Origin of the sequence: Edwardsiella sp. EA181011, from assembly GCF_000800725.1 — a bacterium.
GTDB lineage: Bacteria > Pseudomonadota > Gammaproteobacteria > Enterobacterales > Enterobacteriaceae > Edwardsiella > Edwardsiella anguillarum.
The window spans coordinates 802,382-818,341 of record NZ_CP011364.1; the positions used below are offsets into that span (position 1 = coordinate 802,382).

Here is a 15,960-nt window from a genome sequence, read left to right on the forward strand (position 1 = left end):
TGTGTCGATGGGAAATACCCTCGTCAATAAAAATAAAACAACGTTCTGTTTTTATATGATTTGGATCTAAAAACCTCCCGCAGAACGGGGGCCAGGGGCCTGCTGCGCCCGGGGTTAAAGCTTTTGTCATACATGCCGATAAACACAGCAGTACGGGAGGATATGCCCCACCGCGGGGCTCCCCGTCGCAGGGGCACAGAGGCTGCCGTTATTCAGAGATCAACGGATGGGAAATGCATGAACATTGGCAATATCGTATCCGGTGGCCCGGGAGCCGTGCCGTTGCTGCACAGCGATGCCTTGGGCAGTGCCTACTGGCAGGCCTGTGAACGGGAATACACTTTTCAGCCGATCTACTCTACCTGCGGCCGCCCGCTGGCCATTGAGCTGCTCACCCAGGTGGTTCACCCGGATCAGCTGACGCGGCGGCTTTCGCCGGAGCACTACTTCGCCAATATTCCGCTGTCGCTGCGTTTACAGGTGCTGCTGGAGCAGCTGCGCCTGATACACCGCTGGCGCGCCTTTTTCGGGCAGCGCGATCTGTTTGTCTCTATCAATGTAGATGGTCAGGCGCTGCATGCGCTACAGAAGAAGGCGGAGGCGGCGACGCTGATCGGCGAACTGCCGTTTTTGCGTTTTGAGGTGCTGGAGCACGTACATGGCAGCGCGCCGATCCAGGGGCTGCCGGATCTGCATCGCCTGTGGCTGGATGACTTTGGCAGCGGCCTGGCAAACTTCTCTTCGCTCATCGATGTTCGCTATGAGTTCGTCAAGCTGGATCGCGCCGTGTTTGCCCTGCTGTGTCAGACCCAGGAGGGAACCGAGCTATTTATGGCGCTGGTGGCGATGATGCGCCAGTATTCACGCGGGGTGATTGTGGAAGGGGTGGAGACGGCTCAGGCCTGGCAGCTGGTGCAACGCTCAGATGCCTGTGCGGCCCAGGGCTACTACCTATCACGACCGCTCCAGTTTGAACGTCTTCCCCTGTTGCCTCAGCGCTTCGCCGGGTAATCGGTGTGCGGTGCCGAGGGGTACAGCTGCGGGCAGCGGTGGTCCTGAATCTCCTCGATCGAGGCCAGACTGCCGCGCCACAGCGACCGGCGGGTCGCCAGCAGGATCAGCTGACCGTCCGGCGCCGGCAGCAGCGCCAGCCCATAGGCCGCCATATTATCGCGCGCCCCGCTTAAGCGGGAGAGCAGAATAAAAGGGCTCTCCCGCGCCAGCGTTTCATTGCTCAATCGCCTTGCCCAATAGGGGTGACCATTGATCCCATTGCTGACCGCCTGCCACTGCGTTCCGAGCGTGGGATAGATTTTCCACAGCTGGGAGACGACCGCCTGACGGGTGCAGGAGATATGGATATGCAGCTGATCCTGGGTACGTCCCGCCCGCGAGTTGATGGTCAGAGAGAGGCGGCTATCGGCTATCGGTTGGCCGTAGCGCTGGCTTAACAGCGGGCGGCTGTACCACGCCAGCGCCATATAGTTGGGCGTCGCCGGGTTGAGCAGCTGCGGGTCGTCGATGCCGCTGCTGCGGACGGTGGGCAGCAGCAGGTACTGCAGCGCCCCCCGGCGATCCTTGAACAGGGCGTAGCCCTGGCGGCGGTCCAGATAGGCACAGAGGGCGGGATCGCCGGTCGTCTGCTGGTGGGGGAGGCACTGCTGGCTGACAATGCGCCACAGCGCATCGCTCTGCGGATGATACAGCAGCAGCGCGACGGCGGCGCCCAGCAGCAGCAGCGTTGCCGCAAGGCCATAGGTGTAGCGGTGACGGATCTGCATGATGTTACCTGTTTACAGCGGTGTAAAATTATGGACGCTCGTCCTACGAGGGCCGCTTGGCGCCGGACGTCGGCGTCTTAATTTATGATACGGATAAATATTCTATTTATCCGCTGTATCAGATTGATGACGGCGCATTTTAACGATGAACTCTGTCGCCCGCATAGGGTAATTGCATAAAAAATAGCATGAATTTACAATGGCCGTTTCAATATGCGGATCCTGCTCGGTAGCCGACCAAAGGTAAAAATATGCTCGATGTTGATGTGAGTGTTATCCGGACTTTTCTGACCGTGATGGATACGCGTAGTGTGACATTGGCTGCAGAGTTGTTGGACAGCTCTACGGCTTCGATTAGCCGCGCTCTGAAAAAAATGCGTGACGCATTTAACGATCCGCTGTTTATCCGGACCAAGCAAGGGTTAGAGCCGACGGCGTTGGCGTACAATATTACGCCTAATCTGGCGCAGGCATTAAATAATATTCAGAACGCCGCGAATCTAACCAATGGTATTCATCAGGGCGATCGTCGTCAGACCCGATTAAAGCTCAGTATGTCCCCGCTGCTGGAGTTTTATCTGACCCGTTTGCTGCAGCGTTACCATTATCCATTTGACAGTGTGGCGCTGATGACGGAAGCCCATGATGGTGATTTAACCCGGGATATCAGTCGGCTGCGCTCGCGGAAAATCGATATCAGCTTTACGCCGCAGAAATACGCAGACTGGATGATTACCAATGTGCCCGTATTCGATGTACAGCCCGCGGTGCTGTGTCGGGTGGGGCATCCCCGCATCGGCCCGGGGTTTACGCTGGAGCAGCTGGCGCAGGAGGACTATCTGAGCTTGACGATGTGGCCATCGCTGTTTGAGGATGATGAGGTGCTTAATCCCCATCGCAAGGCGCCGATCTACTCCAGCTCATCGCTGCTGAATCTGATGATGATGGTGGCCTCCAGCGATTATGTCCTGCTGTGTGGCAAGGGGTTTGCCCAGGAGTTTGCGCGTCTGGTTGAGATTCAGGTATTGGATCACCCCCTGGGACGCTCCACGGGAACCCTATATGCGCACTATCATAAAAGTCGGACGACCGATCCCTGCATTATCGAATTGATAGATATTCTACATACCCGCGGCGGAGAGTAGTTCCCCTACGCAATGAAAAAATAGGCTACCGCCTGTTTTTTCATTTCTTAATGACCCCCATCCTTTTATTTATCCATCTCCTGGCGTGCACCGTCATTACGATGGTGGTTCTGGTTTGTCTAATTTATTATCGGCGCCATAGAAATGGGAAACATTATTATACACTTAATGTTAATCATCGCTGTCAATATGAAGCCCCGTGCGGCTCATGGTTGACTGTTCTGTGTAGGGTTTTATCCGATTAACTCAATCACTTTTCGATTTGTGCAAAGTGTATTTTCGAAAGGGAGTGTTGTTGTATCACGTACGGCTGATTTTAAATAGCATAATAATATGCAGTTAAACGGTATTTGATATCGCGGGTAAAGTAATAGAGATGCATCGATAGAGGATAACAATTGGTGCGATCCCTATATACCCGTTAGTCAAGCTTCACCATTTTGGTCAGTTTATGCCGCTGACGCGCTTTGGCGGTTCTCTCAGCGTCCGATAAGGGTAACTCACCATTCTGGTATCGACAGGGATAAGATTATGCATTCATTATCAACGTGTTTATCTGAAGCGGCAATGATTAACACCGATCGCGCAGCGATTCACATCCTCTCCGGCGATGAGATGTTTATTTCCGGCGTTCGCGCGCTGCTGTCGCACATTGCGCCGAGAGGACAGGGCGCCGTACTGGACGATCGACGTGAAAGAATGCTGTTTATCGATCTGAACAGCCAGAGCCACTCACTGTTTCAGCTGGTGCGCAATTTGGCGGCGCAGTCCGGCTATCAGGCCTATCGGGTGGTGTTTTGGACCGCGCGGCAGCCCGCGCATATCCTTAATTTTCTGCGGCTGATCGATAACGCCAGCTTTATCCATAAAAAGGCGCCCCTGAGCGCCATCGAAGGGGCCCTGCGCCAGATCCTGAGCGGACAGCGGTTCATCACCCCGCAGGTGAGACAGACGTTTATGTCGTCTAATGGACCGGGACGGGTGACGGAGGAGACATTCACCATTCTGGATAATATGATGAGTGGAGTCCGAGTGAAGTGCATCGCGGCCAAGATGCATACGGCCGATAAATCAGTCTACAGCAAGCTTCGTCAGTTCCGGGAGAAGCTGTCGCTGCTGCGTAAGAGCGATTTCTTAAGCTTTATTCACGATATCTCGTAAAAAAAGAGCCTGCAACGCAGGCCCTGAAGCGCAGGATTAGAGGCTGCCCGTCGCCCGGCACAGCTGGCTGTCCGCGCGGTGGCGCTCTAGCGCCAGCTCGATCAGCCGGGTGATCAGCGCCTGGTAGCCGATACCGCTGGCCTGCCACAGCTTGGGATACATGCTGATATTGGTAAACCCAGGCAGCGTGTTGATCTCATTGATAATGACTTCATTCTCTGCGGTCAGGAAGACATCGACGCGCGCCAGACCGCGGCACTCCAGCGCCTGAAACGCGCGTAGGGCAGTATGGCGGACACGCTCGCTGACCTCGGGCGTCATCGCCGCCGGCACAACGACCTGAGCGCCCTGCGCGCTGATGTACTTGCTGTCATATGAGTAAAAGTCGCTGTGCAGGATGATCTCGCCACAGACGCTGGCCTGTGCCGCCTGGTTACCGAGGATGGCGCATTCAATCTCACGCCCAACCACGCCGCGTTCGACGATCACCTTATGATCGAAGCGCAGCGCGTCGGCAATCGCGCGCTGATACTCATCTGCGTTACGAACCTTGCTGACACCGACGGAGGAGCCCTGGTTGGCCGGCTTGACAAACAGCGTCTCGCCCAGCTGGCTGCGCAGCGTTTCATAGTCGTAGTTGGCCTGCGTGGTACGGGTCAGCGTGACGAAGGGGGTGATCGGCAGGCCCGCGTCGCGCAGCAGGCGTTTGCACACTTCTTTATCCATGCAGGCGGCGGAGCCGATGACATCGGAGCCGACGAAGGGCAGGTTCAGCATTTTCAGCATGCCCTGCAGGCAGCCGTCCTCGCCCTGGGTACCGTGTACGATGGGAAAAATAACGTCCAGCGAGGGCAGCTGTTCACCGCTGATGCTATCGATCAGCTGTCCCTGGATCGCGCCGGGGATTACCGCCAGACGGCGTTCTGAATGATTCAGGGCGATGTGCTGTGGATCCTGGGCATGGTTCAGGTAGTCCTGCCCGCCGCACAGATGCCAGTATCCCTGCTTGTCAATGCCGATAAGCGTCACGTCAAAACGTGATTTATCGATCGCTTCAACAATATTTTTTGCTGATTGAAGAGAAACCTCGTGCTCGCAGGATTGCCCGCCGAACACGATGCCAACGTGAATTTTTGCCATTACCCAACCCGTATAACTCACCAAAAATAAAATAGGTTTCACCATATCGCTGAACCGGGTAAACGCCAACCCTTTGTCGCCGCTCCCCGCGTAAATTGGCGCATTTTATGGGCGGGCGCGCCGGAAACGGTACGGAGTGCGCTGAGATTGATACGCGGTTAATCTGCAGTGGCATATGCTGGTGCTGTCGAAATGGTGCGGAGCAGGAGCGAGATATGAGACGATCGGGATGTATGCTGGGATTGGCGATGCTGTTGGCGGGGTGCAGCGATACGACGCCGGAGCCCGCTTTTCGCGGGATGTACAGCGAGGGCTTCGAGGTGAGTGGATTCACGCCCTGCGGCGGCGGGCGCGATGCCTGGCTGTATGACAACGATGACCAGCTGCACGCGGCGAAGAGTCTAATAGCAGGTCAGCGAAACCGGTTCAACCAGCCCTATCCCCACGTGTATGTTGAGTTCGACGGGGTGGATGAGGGGAAAGGCAGCGAAGGCTTTCCGGCTGACTACGATCGGGTGATCCGGGTGACGCGTCTGCGCACCGTCTCTCCTGATGCACCGGCGGGGTGCGTCTATTCCCTCGAGTAAACTGAACGATGAGTGATGGTTTTAATAAATTTAATTATACTTAATTGATTAACCGGATTAAAACCATATGTTTTAGCATAACTTATTGTATTTAAATTGATAATTTTAATGACTTATCCGCCTGCGGTGAGATTATGCCAAGGGCGTTATGCAACCGAATGATTTTTCGGTAAAAACAATATATTACCCTGTTTTTAAAACTAAAAAAAAACACCGAACATGTGTTTATGTGATTAATATCGCGAATTTTCTCCCGCTCCTGCCGATATATCCTTGTCAGATACATACCATTAAAGGACTTAGGAAACGGCATGTTTAAAAACGTCAGGGTTATTACGGGGATTATCGTCTTATTGGCTATATTTACCCTGCTACAGGGACTTTCCGGGCGTCTGTTCTATACGGCGATTGCGCAGGATCGGGACAACTTCTCGCAGTCGCGGGCGCTGAGCTATCAGCAGGAGCAGCTGGCCGATGGCTGGCAGACGCTGGTGATGACGCGAGTGACCATTAACCGGGTCGCGATCCGCTACCTGAAGCAGCAAAATGCCGGGGTGGCGCAGGCTGAAATCGGCCCGTTGCTGGATGCGGCGAACGCGTCGCTGGACAGCGCCGAAGGCTACTTCAAAAACTACCGCGCCGCGCCGCGGCTGCCCGGGCAGGACGCCGCCCTCGCGGCGGAGGTTGAGCGTCGTTTCACGGCGCTGTATAGCCTGCTGCGCGATTCCTCGCGCTATCTGCGCGCCGGCGACTATCCGGCCTACGGCAACCTGGAAACCCAGGCGGCGCAGGATGCCATGGCGGAGATTTATGCGCAGTGGCGCGCCCAGAATCACGGCCTGCTGCAGCAGGGGATCGACGCCAACCAGCGCAGCTTTGAGCGCATGGTGTGGACATTGGCCGGGATCGCGCTGGCGGTTGTGCTGTTAATCATCCTGGCCGGGGCGGCGGCGCGCGGGATCCTGCTGCGGCCGCTGGCCGAGCTGCACGCGCATTTGCGCCGCCTGACCGCCGGCGATCTGTCGGCGACGCTGGCGGGTGGGCGCAACGAGCTGGGGAGCCTGGCGCGCAGCATCAGCGAAATGCAGCAGGCATTGATTTCGATCGTCGGCCAGGTGCGCGGCGGCGCCGATGCCCTGCTGCACGGCAGCGGTGACATTACCGTCGGCAATGCGGATCTGTCGTCGCGCACCGAGCAGCAGGCGGCGGCTTTAGAGGAGACGGCCGCCAGCATGGAGCAGTTAACGGCCACGGTGCGTCAGAATGCCGATAACGCTCGCCAGGCTAGCCAGCTGGCCAGCAGCGCCTCCGCTACGGCGGATCAGGGCGGGACAGAGGTCGGCCAGGTCGTTACGACGATGGGCGAGATCGCCGACAGCTCACGTAAAATCGCCAGCATTACCGGGGTGATTGACTCCATTGCCTTCCAGACCAATATTCTGGCGCTCAATGCGGCGGTAGAGGCGGCGCGCGCCGGAGAGCAGGGGCGTGGCTTTGCCGTGGTGGCCGGCGAGGTGCGCAGCCTGGCTCAGCGTAGCGCCCAGGCGGCGCGTGAGATCCGCACGCTGATCGAGGATTCGGTTCGGCGCATCGATACCGGCTCCCAGCAGGCGACGCAGGCGGGAGAGACGATGCAGTCGGTGGTCGGGGCCGCTCAGCGGGTCACCGGGATTATTGCCGAGATCGCGGCGGCTTCTGACGAACAGAGCCTGGGGATCGCGCAGGTGAGTCAGGCGGTGAGCGAGATGGAGCAGGTCACCCAGCAGAACGCCGCGCTGGTACAGCAGTCCGCCGCGTCCGCCACATCGCTGGAGGAGCGGGCCTGCGGCCTGTCCCAGGCGGTGGCTCTCTTTACCCTGCCGGGGGACAACACCGGCCGCGGAGCCAGGGCCTGATGGCTGCTCTTCACATGAAATAAAACGGGCCGGCATAGGCCGGCCCGTTGATGACGTTCCCCGAGCTTAACGCATGGTAACAAACTCTTCCGAGGCCGTCGGATGGATGGCCACGGTGTTGTCGAAGTCCCGCTTGGTCGCGCCCATCTTCAGCGCCACGGCGAAGCCCTGCAGCATTTCATCCATACCGAAGCCGATCCCGTGGATCCCGACGATCCGCTCATCCGCCCCCTGGCATACCAGCTTCATGCGGCACGGCTGACGGTGCTGGGTGACCGCGCTGTACATGGCGGTAAATGAGGAGGTGTAGGCCTTAATCTGCTCATCGCCGTACTGCGCGCGCGCCTGCGCTTCGGTCAGTCCCACGGTGCCGATCGGCGGGTGGCTGAAGACCACGGTGGGAATATTGCTGTAGTCCAGGTGCTCCTGCGGCTTGTTGTTGAACAGACGCTCAGAGAGGCGGCGCCCGGCGGCGACGGCGACCGGCGTCAGCTCGACGGCGCCGGTATTGTCCCCGACGGCGTAGATGCCGGGAACGTTGGTATTCTGGAACGCATCCACCGGAATATAGCCGTTGGCGTCGGTGGCGACCCCGGCGGCCTCCAGGTTGAGGCGGTCGGTATTCGGATCGCGGCCAATGGCCCAGATCAGGCAATCGACGGTCTGGCTATGGCCATTTTCCAGCGTTAGCGTCAGGCTGCCGTCCGCGTGCTTAACCACCGACTGCGGCACGCTGTGGGTGTGCAGCTGAGGCCCTTCGCTGTGCATCACCTCCAGCAGAGTATCGACGATCAGGCTGTCGAAGCTGCGCAGCGGCGCATGCCTGCGGACAAACAGGTGAGTTTCGGCGCCCAGCGCGTTGAGCACCCCGGCGATCTCGACTGCGATGTAGCCCGCGCCGACGATGGCGACGCGCTGCGGCAGCGCGTCAAGGGCAAAGAAGCCGTCGGAGTCGATGCCATATTCTGCGCCTGGGATATCCGGGCGCGCTGGCCGTCCTCCGGTGGCGATGAGGATATGGTCGGCGCTGATGCGCTCGCCGTTGACCTCGACCGTGTGGGCGTCAATAAAGGTGGCAAATCCTTGGATAACGTCGACGTTATTATTTCCCAGACCGCGCTGATAGGACTGATGAATCCGCTCGATATAGGCGCTGCGGCTGTCGATCAGGCGCTGCCAGTCGAAGCGGTTGAGCGTGGTATCAAAGCCGTAGTCCGGGCCATACAGCTTGATGGCCTCGGCGATCTGCGCGGCGTGCCACATCACTTTTTTCGGTACGCAGCCCACGTTGACACAGGTGCCGCCCAGCGCTTTGGCTTCGATCAGCGCGCACCTGCGGCCGTACGTCGCCGCGCGGTTGATGGAGGCGATACCGCCGCTGCCGCCGCCGATGGCGAGATAGTCATAATGTTTAGTCATAGGGATGTCTCAGCGTTATCAACAAGTCGGATTTGCCCCGCAATGTCCCTCTGCCGGAGACAGAATGGCGAGATACCGCCGCTATTTGCAGGATTGCCCTGGAGTGTAACGCTGCGGTGGGCCGACGGCAAAATCTTGCCGTCGGCAGGGCACAAATTCCGTATGAAGCGCGTGGAATTACTCTGGGACGATCCAGCTGACGCTGGCGTGGCCGGTTCCCTGCGGAACTAGCGCTTGGTGCAGCCAGGGCAGCAGGCTACGCATCTGCTCCTCCAGTTTCCACGGTGGATTGATGACGATCATCCCGGAGGCGGTCATCCCGCGCTGATCGCTGTCCGGGCGTACCGCCAGCTCAATCTGCAGGATACGGCGGATGCCGGTCTCCTCCAGGGCATGGATCATTCGCTTGATGTTCTGACGCAGCACCACCGGGTACCACAGCGCATAGGTGCCGGTGGCAAAGCGTTTGTGCCCCTCCTGGATTCCTTTCACCACGTCCTGATAGTCGCTCTTCAGCTCATAGGGCGGGTCGATCAGGATCAGGCCGCGCCGTGTCGCCGGCGGCAGCTGGGACTTGAGCTGCTGATAGCCATTTTCACGGACGACCCGGGCGCGCTCGTCTTTCTGGAATTCGGCGCGCAGCAGCGGAAAGTCGCTGGGATGCAGCTCGCTCAGGTGCAGGCGATCCTGCTCGCGCAGCAGCTGACGGGCGATCAGCGGAGAACCGGGGTAATAGCGCAGTTGACCGGAGCGGTTGAAGTGACGCACGGCGTCCATATACGGCGTCAGCGCCTCCGGCAGATCGTCGCGCTGCCATAGACGGGCGATCCCCTCCAGGTACTCGCCGGTCTTCTCGGCATGCTCGCCGCTGAGCAGATAGCGCCCGGCGCCGGCGTGGGTATCGAGGTACAGGAACGGTTTGTCCTTCTCCTTCAGCGCCGCGATGATCAGGCTTTGGACGGTGTGCTTAAGAACGTCGGCGTGGTTGCCGGCATGAAAACTGTGACGGTAACTTAACATAGGGTGATTTGCTTCTGGTGAGTCGTTCGTGTTAAAAATGAAGCCTGACTGATGCGGCCGTGGCAGGCAGAGACCGGCGTGGCGCGATATTGGATAAAGTATACCCCATTTCATGAGCCGAGGCGTGATAAACCCGCGCGCCGCCGTTGAGGAGATGCGAAGACGATGAGCTGTATTTTTTGTCAAATCGTGCGCGGCGAGGCGCCGTGCCATAAGATCTGGGAAGATGACGGGCATCTGGCCTTCCTGTCTATCTATCCTAATACGGACGGGTTCAGCGTGGTGATCCCCAAGCGCCATTATCCCAGCTATGCGTTCGATATGCCTGATGAGGCGCTGACCCGCCTGATGCTTGCGACCAAGAAGGTGGCGCGGCTGCTCGATGCCGCCTTTGAGGACGTGGGCCGCTGCGGCATGTTCTTTGAGGGGTTTGGCGTGGATCACGTTCACAGCAAGCTGTTCCCGATGCACGGCACCGCCAATATGGACGAATGGCGGCCGATAGAGGCGCGTAGCCAGCGCTTCTTTACCCGCTATGAAGGATACCTCTCCTCCCACGATGCCCAGCGCGCCGATGACGCTCGACTGGCCGAGCTGGCGCGGCATATTCGGTGCGTTGCGGTCGCCGAGACGCCCTAGACCGTGCGCGCAGAGATTGATTTTCTGCGCCGCAGTCCCCATCCTAGCTTCATTACGCCTTATTTTATCCGCGGCGTCACGCGGCGGATATCCCGATTTCAGGGCTGCTGCGTCAGCCCTGCCGACCATAGGACACTTGCTGATGACCAACCCTTTGCTGACTCCCTTTGTGCTTCCGCCCTTTTCTCGCATTACGCCGCAGGACGTGGTGCCGGCGGTGAGCGCGGCGCTGGCCGACTGCCGTGCCGCGGTGGAACGTGTGGTGGCGCAGCCCGGCCCCTTTACCTGGGAGAACCTGATACAGCCGCTGGCCGAGGCCGACGATCGTTTGGGACGTATTTTTTCGCCGGTCAGCCATCTCAACGCGGTAAAAAACAGCCCGGAGCTGCGGGCGGCCTATGAGCAGTGCCTGCCGCTGCTGTCAGAGTACGGTACCTGGGTCGGCCAGCATCAGGGGCTGTATCAGGCCTACCGCCAGCTGAAGGCGGGAGAGGGCTATATGGCGCTGGACAAGGCCCAGAAGCGGGCGGTGGATAATGCGCTGCGCGACTTTGAGCTGTCCGGTATCGGCCTGCCGCCGGAGGCGCAGAAGCGCTACGGCGAAATCGTCATGCGCCTGTCCGAGCTGGGCTCCGCCTTCAGCAACAATGTGCTGGATGCGACCATGGGCTGGAGCAAGCTGATGACGGAGAAGGCGGCGCTGGCCGGCCTGCCGGAGAGCGCGCTGGCGGCGGCCCATGAGCTGGCATCGTCACGTGGCCAGCAGGGGTGGCTGTTGACGCTGGATATGCCGAGCTACCTGCCGGTGATGACCTATGCCGACAACCGCGAACTGCGCTATGAGATGTACCGCGCCTTTACCACCCGAGCCTCCGATCAGGGGCCGAACGCAGGTGAATGGGACAACGGCGCCATCATGAACGAGACGCTGGCGCTGCGCCATGAGCTGGCTCAGCTGCTGGGCTTTGCCAGCTACGCCGACAAGTCGCTGGCGACCAAGATGGCTGAAAATCCGCAGCAGGTGCTGGGGTTCCTCAACGATCTGGCGCAGCGCGCCCATAAACAGGGGGCGGCGGAGCTGGAGCAGCTCAGCGCCTTCGCCCTGCGCCACTATGGCGTCAGCGAGCTGGCACCCTGGGACATCACCTACTACAGCGAGAAACAGAAGCAGCATCTCTACGCCATCAGCGACGAGGAGCTGCGCCCCTACTTCCCCGAGCCGACGGTGCTGAGCGGGCTGTTTGAGGTGGTGCATCGCATCTATGGTATTACGGCCAAAGAGCGTCACGACGTGGATGTCTGGCACCCGGAGGTGCGTTTCTTTGAGCTGTACGGCAGCGACGGTGAGCTGTGCGGCAGCTTCTATCTGGATCTGTACGCGCGCGAACACAAGCGCGGCGGCGCCTGGATGGACGACTGCGCCGGGCGTCTGCGCCGCGCCGACGGCAGCCTGCAGAAGCCGGTGGCCTACCTGACCTGTAACTTTAACCGTCCACTGGGCGATAGCCCGGCGCTGTTTACCCACGGCGAAGTGACCACGCTGTTCCACGAGTTTGGCCACGGCCTGCACCACATGCTGACCCGTATCGAAACCCCGGGGGTTTCCGGGATAAACGGGGTGCCGTGGGATGCGGTCGAGCTGCCGAGCCAGTTTATGGAGAACTGGTGCTGGGAGCCGGAGGCGCTGGCCTTTATCTCCGGGCATTATCAGAGCGGCGAGCCGCTGCCGCAGGCGATGCTGGATCGGATGCTGGCGGCCAAGAACTATCAGTCCGCGCTGTTTATTCTGCGCCAGCTGGAGTTCGGGCTGTTTGATTTCCGTCTGCACACCGAATTCGACCCGTCGCAGGGCGCGCAGATTCTGGAGACCCTGCGTCAGGTCAAGGCGCTGGTGGCGGTCGTGCCGTCGCCGGAGTGGGGGCGTTTCCCGCACGCGTTTAGCCACATCTTCGCCGGCGGCTATGCGGCCGGCTACTACAGCTATCTATGGGCTGAGCTGCTGTCGGCGGACGCTTTCTCCCGCTTTGAGGAGGAGGGGATCTTTAACGTTGATACCGGGCGTGCCTTCTTGGATAACGTGCTATCGCAGGGGGGCTCCGATGAGCCGATGACCCTGTTTAAAGCGTTCCGCGGGCGTGAGCCGCAGATCGATGCCATGCTGCGTCATTACGGGATCAAGGGCTGATGGCGACGGTTCAGCTGCTGGCGGAGGAGGGTGCCGATGCGGCGGCGCTGAGCGCGCTGGCGCAGCGCTGGGAGCTGTGTCATGACGCCGACGCTGTACTGGCGCTGGTGCTGACGCCGCAGCGCCTGGAGCTGCGCAAGCTGGACGAGCCGAAGCTGGGGGCCATTTTCGTCGACTTCGTCGGCGGGACGCTGGCGCACCGTCGCCGCTTTGGCGGCGGGCGCGGTGAGGCGGTGGCCAAGGCGGTTGGCATCAAAGGCGGCTACCTACCCGATGTGGTCGATGCCACCGCCGGTCTGGGGCGTGACGCTTTCGTGTTGGCTGCGCTGGGCTGTCGGGTGCGCATGTTAGAGCGTCATCCCGTGGTGGCGGCGTTGTTGGACGATGGTCTCCAGCGCGGCTATGCCGATGCGGAGATCGGCCCCTGGCTGCGCGAGCGCCTGACCCTGCTGCACGCCTCCAGTATCGAGGCGTTGGCGACATTGACGCCCCGCCCCGAGGTGGTCTATCTCGATCCGATGTTTCCTCACCGGCAGAAAAGTGCGCTGGTGAAGAAAGAGATGCGGGTGTTTCAGGCGCTGGTCGGCGCCGATGACGACGCCGACGCCCTGCTGGCGCCGGCGCGCCGTTTGGCGACCAAGCGGGTGGTGGTCAAGCGGCCAGACTATGCGCCGCCGTTGGCCGGCGTCGCGACCCCTAACGCGACCCTGACCAAAAGCCACCGCTTCGATATCTACGCGCCGCTAGCCTGATCGTCCGCGCTACGGCGCAGGCTTAGCCCCACGTCTCCGCCGGGATGCACGCTCAGCAGCGTATGGCGATCGTAGCCGCTGCGCTGCATCAGACAGGCGCAGGCGGCATCGAACAGGGCCAACACCAAGATGATGGAGGTGGTGGCCAGCATGTTGAGCGGGTCTATCTCGCGCTGTACCCCGGTCGCCAGCGTCAGCTGCGCCGCGCGGGCGATGGCCGAGTGCGGATTCTCCGTGACGGCGATCAGGGGAACCCCCTTTGCCTGTAGCGCCGGCAGCAGGCGCGTCAGTTCGTCGGAATTGCCGCCGCGCGAGATGAGGATCACCAGATCGTCGCCGCGCAGAAAGCCAAGGTCGCCATGGGCCGCGTCGGTGGCGCTGAGGTAGATGGCCGGGCGCTCCACGCAGGCCAGCATGTGCGCGACTTTACGTGCGGCGATCCCCGAGGTACCGACGCCGCTGACCACGATCTTGCCACGACAGCCGTCGAGCCGATCCAGCAGCTGCTGCCACTGCTCGGCGTCCAGCCGCTGCGCCAGCTGTGTCAGCTCGGCGCTATAGATTTGCCAGGCAGCCTGCGCCTGATGCCATTGTGCTGTCATTCTGCCTCCTGCATCAGCTGGCGATACTTCATATGGTCCTGATACATTTCATGGAACACCCGGTATTTGCGATCATAGTAGCGCTTGATGCTGTTGGTCTGCGGCGTTACGGTCTTGCCGATGCGGCTCATGGCACCCATCGCCTCCGGCAGAGTGTCAAAGACGCCGGCCGCGACGGTGCCCATCATGGCGCCGCCCAGCAGCATCGCTTCGCCCTCGACGGGCAGCAGCATGGCGCAGCCGGTGGCGTTGGCGTGCTCCTGAACGAAGATCGGGTTCTTGGTGCCGCCGCCGCTGGCCATGATGGTGTCGATGCGGTAGCCGCTCTGGTTCATCGTTTCGATGATGTGGCGGGTACCCAGCGCGATCGCCTGGATGGTCGCCAGATACTGTAGAGCCAGATCCTCCGGGGTTCGTGACAGCTTCAGACCGCTCATGACGCCGCTCAGGGTCGGGTCGGCGCGCGGCGAGCGGTTACCGTGAAAATAGGGCAGAACGTGGATATCACGGGTCAGGAACGCGATGTTTTCCGGCTCTCCCGCCATTTTGCGTAGCAGGGCGTTGAGCACTTCATAGATGGTCTGGCCGTTGGACTTGGCCTGCGCCAGCAGCGGGGCGTAGCAGGGATGGGACTGGATGACGTGATCGATCAGGGCGCCGGTCGCTGACTGTCCCCCCTCGTTCAGCCAGTAGCCCGGCAGGATTGCCGAATAGTAAGGCCCCCATACGCCGCCAATAAAGCGCGCGGTGGGCGACATGGCCATATGGCCGGTGGAGGTGCCGCCGATCAGGGCGATGCGGCGATCGAAGTCGGCCAGGTCACCGCTGACGCCGCTGGCGCCCAGGGTTCCCAGCGTACCGGCATGGGCGTCGATGATCGAGACGCTGACCGCCGTGCCGGGGATCAGGCCCATCTCTCGCGCCGCGCGCTCGGTTAGGCCATAGCCCAACGGCTCTCCCATGGTTTTGACTTCACGGCCGATCTTGGCGGCATCGTGCGCCAGCAGATCCTCCAGCCCGATTTCGCGGAAATAGCTCTCATCCCAGCGGTTTTCGTGTCCCAGATAGGTCCACTTGCATACGGTGGAGCAGAGGGAGCGGGTGTCATCCTGAGTGGCGCGCCAGGTTAAAAAGTCTGGAAGGTCAAAGAAGTAGCCTGCATTGGCCCAGGTGGTCGGCATATGCTGTTTTAACCACAGCAGCTTGGGTGTCTGCATTTCCGGCGAGATGATACCGCCGACGAAGTCCAGCACCCGGTGGTGGGTGGTGTTGATGCGCTGCGCCTGGGCGATGGCGCGGTGATCCATCCAGACGATGATGTTCTGCTCGCTGCGCCCGGAGGGGCTGATGGTCAGCGGTTTGCCTTCGCTGTCCAGCACCACCAGCGAACAGGTGGCATCGAATCCCATCCCTTTGATTTGAATTGGGTTAATGTCGGCCTGGCTCACGGCGTCGCGCACCGCGTTACACACCGCCTGCCAGATGTTGTCGGACGACTGTTCGACAAAGTCGGCCTGGGGACGGTAGAGGTCGATTTCGCGCGTTGCCTGGCCGACCATGCGCCCGCTGAGGTCAAAGACACCGGCGCGAGCGCTTCCGGTTCCCACATCTACGCCAATAAAGTAGCTTGCCAT

The 15,960-nt window shown here is 60.3% G+C and carries 14 protein-coding genes; 8 read left to right on the top strand and 6 right to left on the bottom strand.

Annotated features, from left to right (window positions below; genetic code table 11):
* The first annotated feature begins 237 nt into the window (after positions 1–237).
* A complete protein-coding gene (gene pdeH, locus QY76_RS03615) occupies positions 238–1,011 on the top strand; it encodes a cyclic-guanylate-specific phosphodiesterase (RefSeq protein ID WP_045425994.1) in 774 nt (257 codons plus the stop codon).
* Here pdeH and QY76_RS03620 read toward each other — a convergent pair.
* Positions 993–1,781 carry a CDP-diacylglycerol diphosphatase gene (locus tag QY76_RS03620; RefSeq protein ID WP_045425997.1) on the bottom strand — a complete coding sequence of 263 codons (789 nt, stop codon included), beginning with the start codon at positions 1,779–1,781 and terminating at the stop codon, positions 993–995. The genes pdeH and QY76_RS03620 overlap by 19 nt on opposite strands.
* 251 nt (positions 1,782–2,032) lie before the next feature.
* Here QY76_RS03620 and QY76_RS03625 point away from each other — a divergent pair, with 251 nt between their 5' ends.
* On the top strand, positions 2,033–2,926 hold the full coding sequence (locus QY76_RS03625; RefSeq protein WP_034164002.1) for a LysR family transcriptional regulator: 894 nt from the start codon (positions 2,033–2,035) through the stop codon (positions 2,924–2,926).
* A 567-nt stretch (positions 2,927–3,493) separates the two neighbouring features.
* A complete protein-coding gene (locus QY76_RS03630) occupies positions 3,494–4,087 on the top strand; it encodes a response regulator transcription factor (protein ID WP_081854095.1) in 594 nt (197 codons plus the stop codon).
* Between the two features lie 36 nt (positions 4,088–4,123).
* On the opposite strand, the gene ddlA is transcribed toward QY76_RS03630, so the two are convergent.
* Complete coding sequence (ddlA, locus tag QY76_RS03635) at positions 4,124–5,227, bottom strand: D-alanine--D-alanine ligase (RefSeq protein ID WP_045426003.1); 1,104 nt, start codon at positions 5,225–5,227, stop codon at positions 4,124–4,126.
* A gap of 215 nt (positions 5,228–5,442) precedes the next feature.
* Between ddlA and QY76_RS03640 the strand changes: the two genes are divergently transcribed.
* Positions 5,443–5,814, top strand: coding sequence for a short-chain dehydrogenase (locus QY76_RS03640; RefSeq protein WP_117026438.1), 372 nt, complete (start codon positions 5,443–5,445; stop codon positions 5,812–5,814).
* A gap of 311 nt (positions 5,815–6,125) precedes the next feature.
* A complete protein-coding gene (locus QY76_RS03645) occupies positions 6,126–7,709 on the top strand; it encodes a methyl-accepting chemotaxis protein (protein WP_045426009.1) in 1,584 nt (527 codons plus the stop codon).
* 66 nt (positions 7,710–7,775) lie between these two features.
* Here QY76_RS03645 and gorA read toward each other — a convergent pair whose 3' ends face one another.
* Both gorA and QY76_RS03655 read right to left on the bottom strand, forming a co-directional pair.
* The gene (gene gorA / locus QY76_RS03650) at positions 7,776–9,128 is read right to left on the bottom strand and encodes a glutathione-disulfide reductase (RefSeq protein WP_045426012.1); all 1,353 of its coding nucleotides are present in this window, start codon (positions 9,126–9,128) and stop codon (positions 7,776–7,778) included.
* Between the two features lie 177 nt (positions 9,129–9,305).
* Positions 9,306–10,148 (bottom strand): 23S rRNA (adenine(2030)-N(6))-methyltransferase RlmJ, encoded by an 843-nt coding sequence (locus QY76_RS03655; protein WP_034163995.1) that lies wholly within the window; start codon positions 10,146–10,148, stop codon positions 9,306–9,308.
* Positions 10,149–10,313: 165 nt separating this feature from the next.
* Between QY76_RS03655 and QY76_RS03660 the strand changes: the two genes are divergently transcribed.
* From QY76_RS03660 to rsmJ, 3 genes are all read left to right on the top strand, one after another.
* Positions 10,314–10,787, top strand: coding sequence for an HIT family protein (locus tag QY76_RS03660; protein ID WP_045426015.1), 474 nt, complete (start codon positions 10,314–10,316; stop codon positions 10,785–10,787).
* A 142-nt stretch (positions 10,788–10,929) separates the two neighbouring features.
* Complete coding sequence (gene prlC / locus QY76_RS03665; protein WP_034163993.1) at positions 10,930–12,972, top strand: oligopeptidase A; 2,043 nt, start codon at positions 10,930–10,932, stop codon at positions 12,970–12,972.
* Positions 12,972–13,724 (top strand): 16S rRNA (guanine(1516)-N(2))-methyltransferase RsmJ, encoded by a 753-nt coding sequence (gene rsmJ, locus QY76_RS03670; protein ID WP_045426018.1) that lies wholly within the window; start codon positions 12,972–12,974, stop codon positions 13,722–13,724. Before prlC ends, rsmJ begins: the two co-directional genes overlap by 1 nt.
* Here rsmJ and QY76_RS03675 read toward each other — a convergent pair.
* Both QY76_RS03675 and QY76_RS03680 read right to left on the bottom strand, forming a co-directional pair.
* Positions 13,706–14,326: an SIS domain-containing protein gene (locus QY76_RS03675; RefSeq protein ID WP_045426021.1), complete on the bottom strand. Its 621-nt coding sequence runs from the start codon at positions 14,324–14,326 to the stop codon at positions 13,706–13,708. The two genes, rsmJ and QY76_RS03675, sit on opposite strands and share 19 nt — an antisense overlap.
* Entirely contained in the window at positions 14,323–15,960 is a 1,638-nt protein-coding gene (locus tag QY76_RS03680; protein WP_034163989.1) for an FGGY-family carbohydrate kinase, read from the bottom strand. The genes QY76_RS03675 and QY76_RS03680 overlap by 4 nt, the downstream gene beginning before the upstream one ends.

Excerpts from the sequence above, each read along its gene's own strand:
- pdeH (WP_045425994.1), top strand. The coding sequence starts at position 238 with ATGAACATTGGCAATATCGTATCCGGTGGCCCGGGAGCCGTGCCGTTG.
- ddlA (WP_045426003.1), bottom strand. The coding sequence starts at position 5,227 with ATGGCAAAAATTCACGTTGGCATCGTGTTCGGCGGGCAATCCTGCGAG.
- QY76_RS03655 (WP_034163995.1), bottom strand. The coding sequence starts at position 10,148 with ATGTTAAGTTACCGTCACAGTTTTCATGCCGGCAACCACGCCGACGTT.
- QY76_RS03645 (WP_045426009.1), top strand. The coding sequence starts at position 6,126 with ATGTTTAAAAACGTCAGGGTTATTACGGGGATTATCGTCTTATTGGCT.
- QY76_RS03620 (WP_045425997.1), bottom strand. The coding sequence starts at position 1,781 with ATGCAGATCCGTCACCGCTACACCTATGGCCTTGCGGCAACGCTGCTG.
- QY76_RS03630 (WP_081854095.1), top strand. The coding sequence starts at position 3,494 with ATGATTAACACCGATCGCGCAGCGATTCACATCCTCTCCGGCGATGAG.
- QY76_RS03680 (WP_034163989.1), bottom strand. The coding sequence starts at position 15,960 with ATGGCAAGCTACTTTATTGGCGTAGATGTGGGAACCGGAAGCGCTCGC.
- QY76_RS03625 (WP_034164002.1), top strand. The coding sequence starts at position 2,033 with ATGCTCGATGTTGATGTGAGTGTTATCCGGACTTTTCTGACCGTGATG.
- prlC (WP_034163993.1), top strand. The coding sequence starts at position 10,930 with ATGACCAACCCTTTGCTGACTCCCTTTGTGCTTCCGCCCTTTTCTCGC.
- rsmJ (WP_045426018.1), top strand. The coding sequence starts at position 12,972 with ATGGCGACGGTTCAGCTGCTGGCGGAGGAGGGTGCCGATGCGGCGGCG.
- gorA (WP_045426012.1), bottom strand. The coding sequence starts at position 9,128 with ATGACTAAACATTATGACTATCTCGCCATCGGCGGCGGCAGCGGCGGT.
- QY76_RS03660 (WP_045426015.1), top strand. The coding sequence starts at position 10,314 with ATGAGCTGTATTTTTTGTCAAATCGTGCGCGGCGAGGCGCCGTGCCAT.
- QY76_RS03640 (WP_117026438.1), top strand. The coding sequence starts at position 5,443 with ATGAGACGATCGGGATGTATGCTGGGATTGGCGATGCTGTTGGCGGGG.
- QY76_RS03675 (WP_045426021.1), bottom strand. The coding sequence starts at position 14,326 with ATGACAGCACAATGGCATCAGGCGCAGGCTGCCTGGCAAATCTATAGC.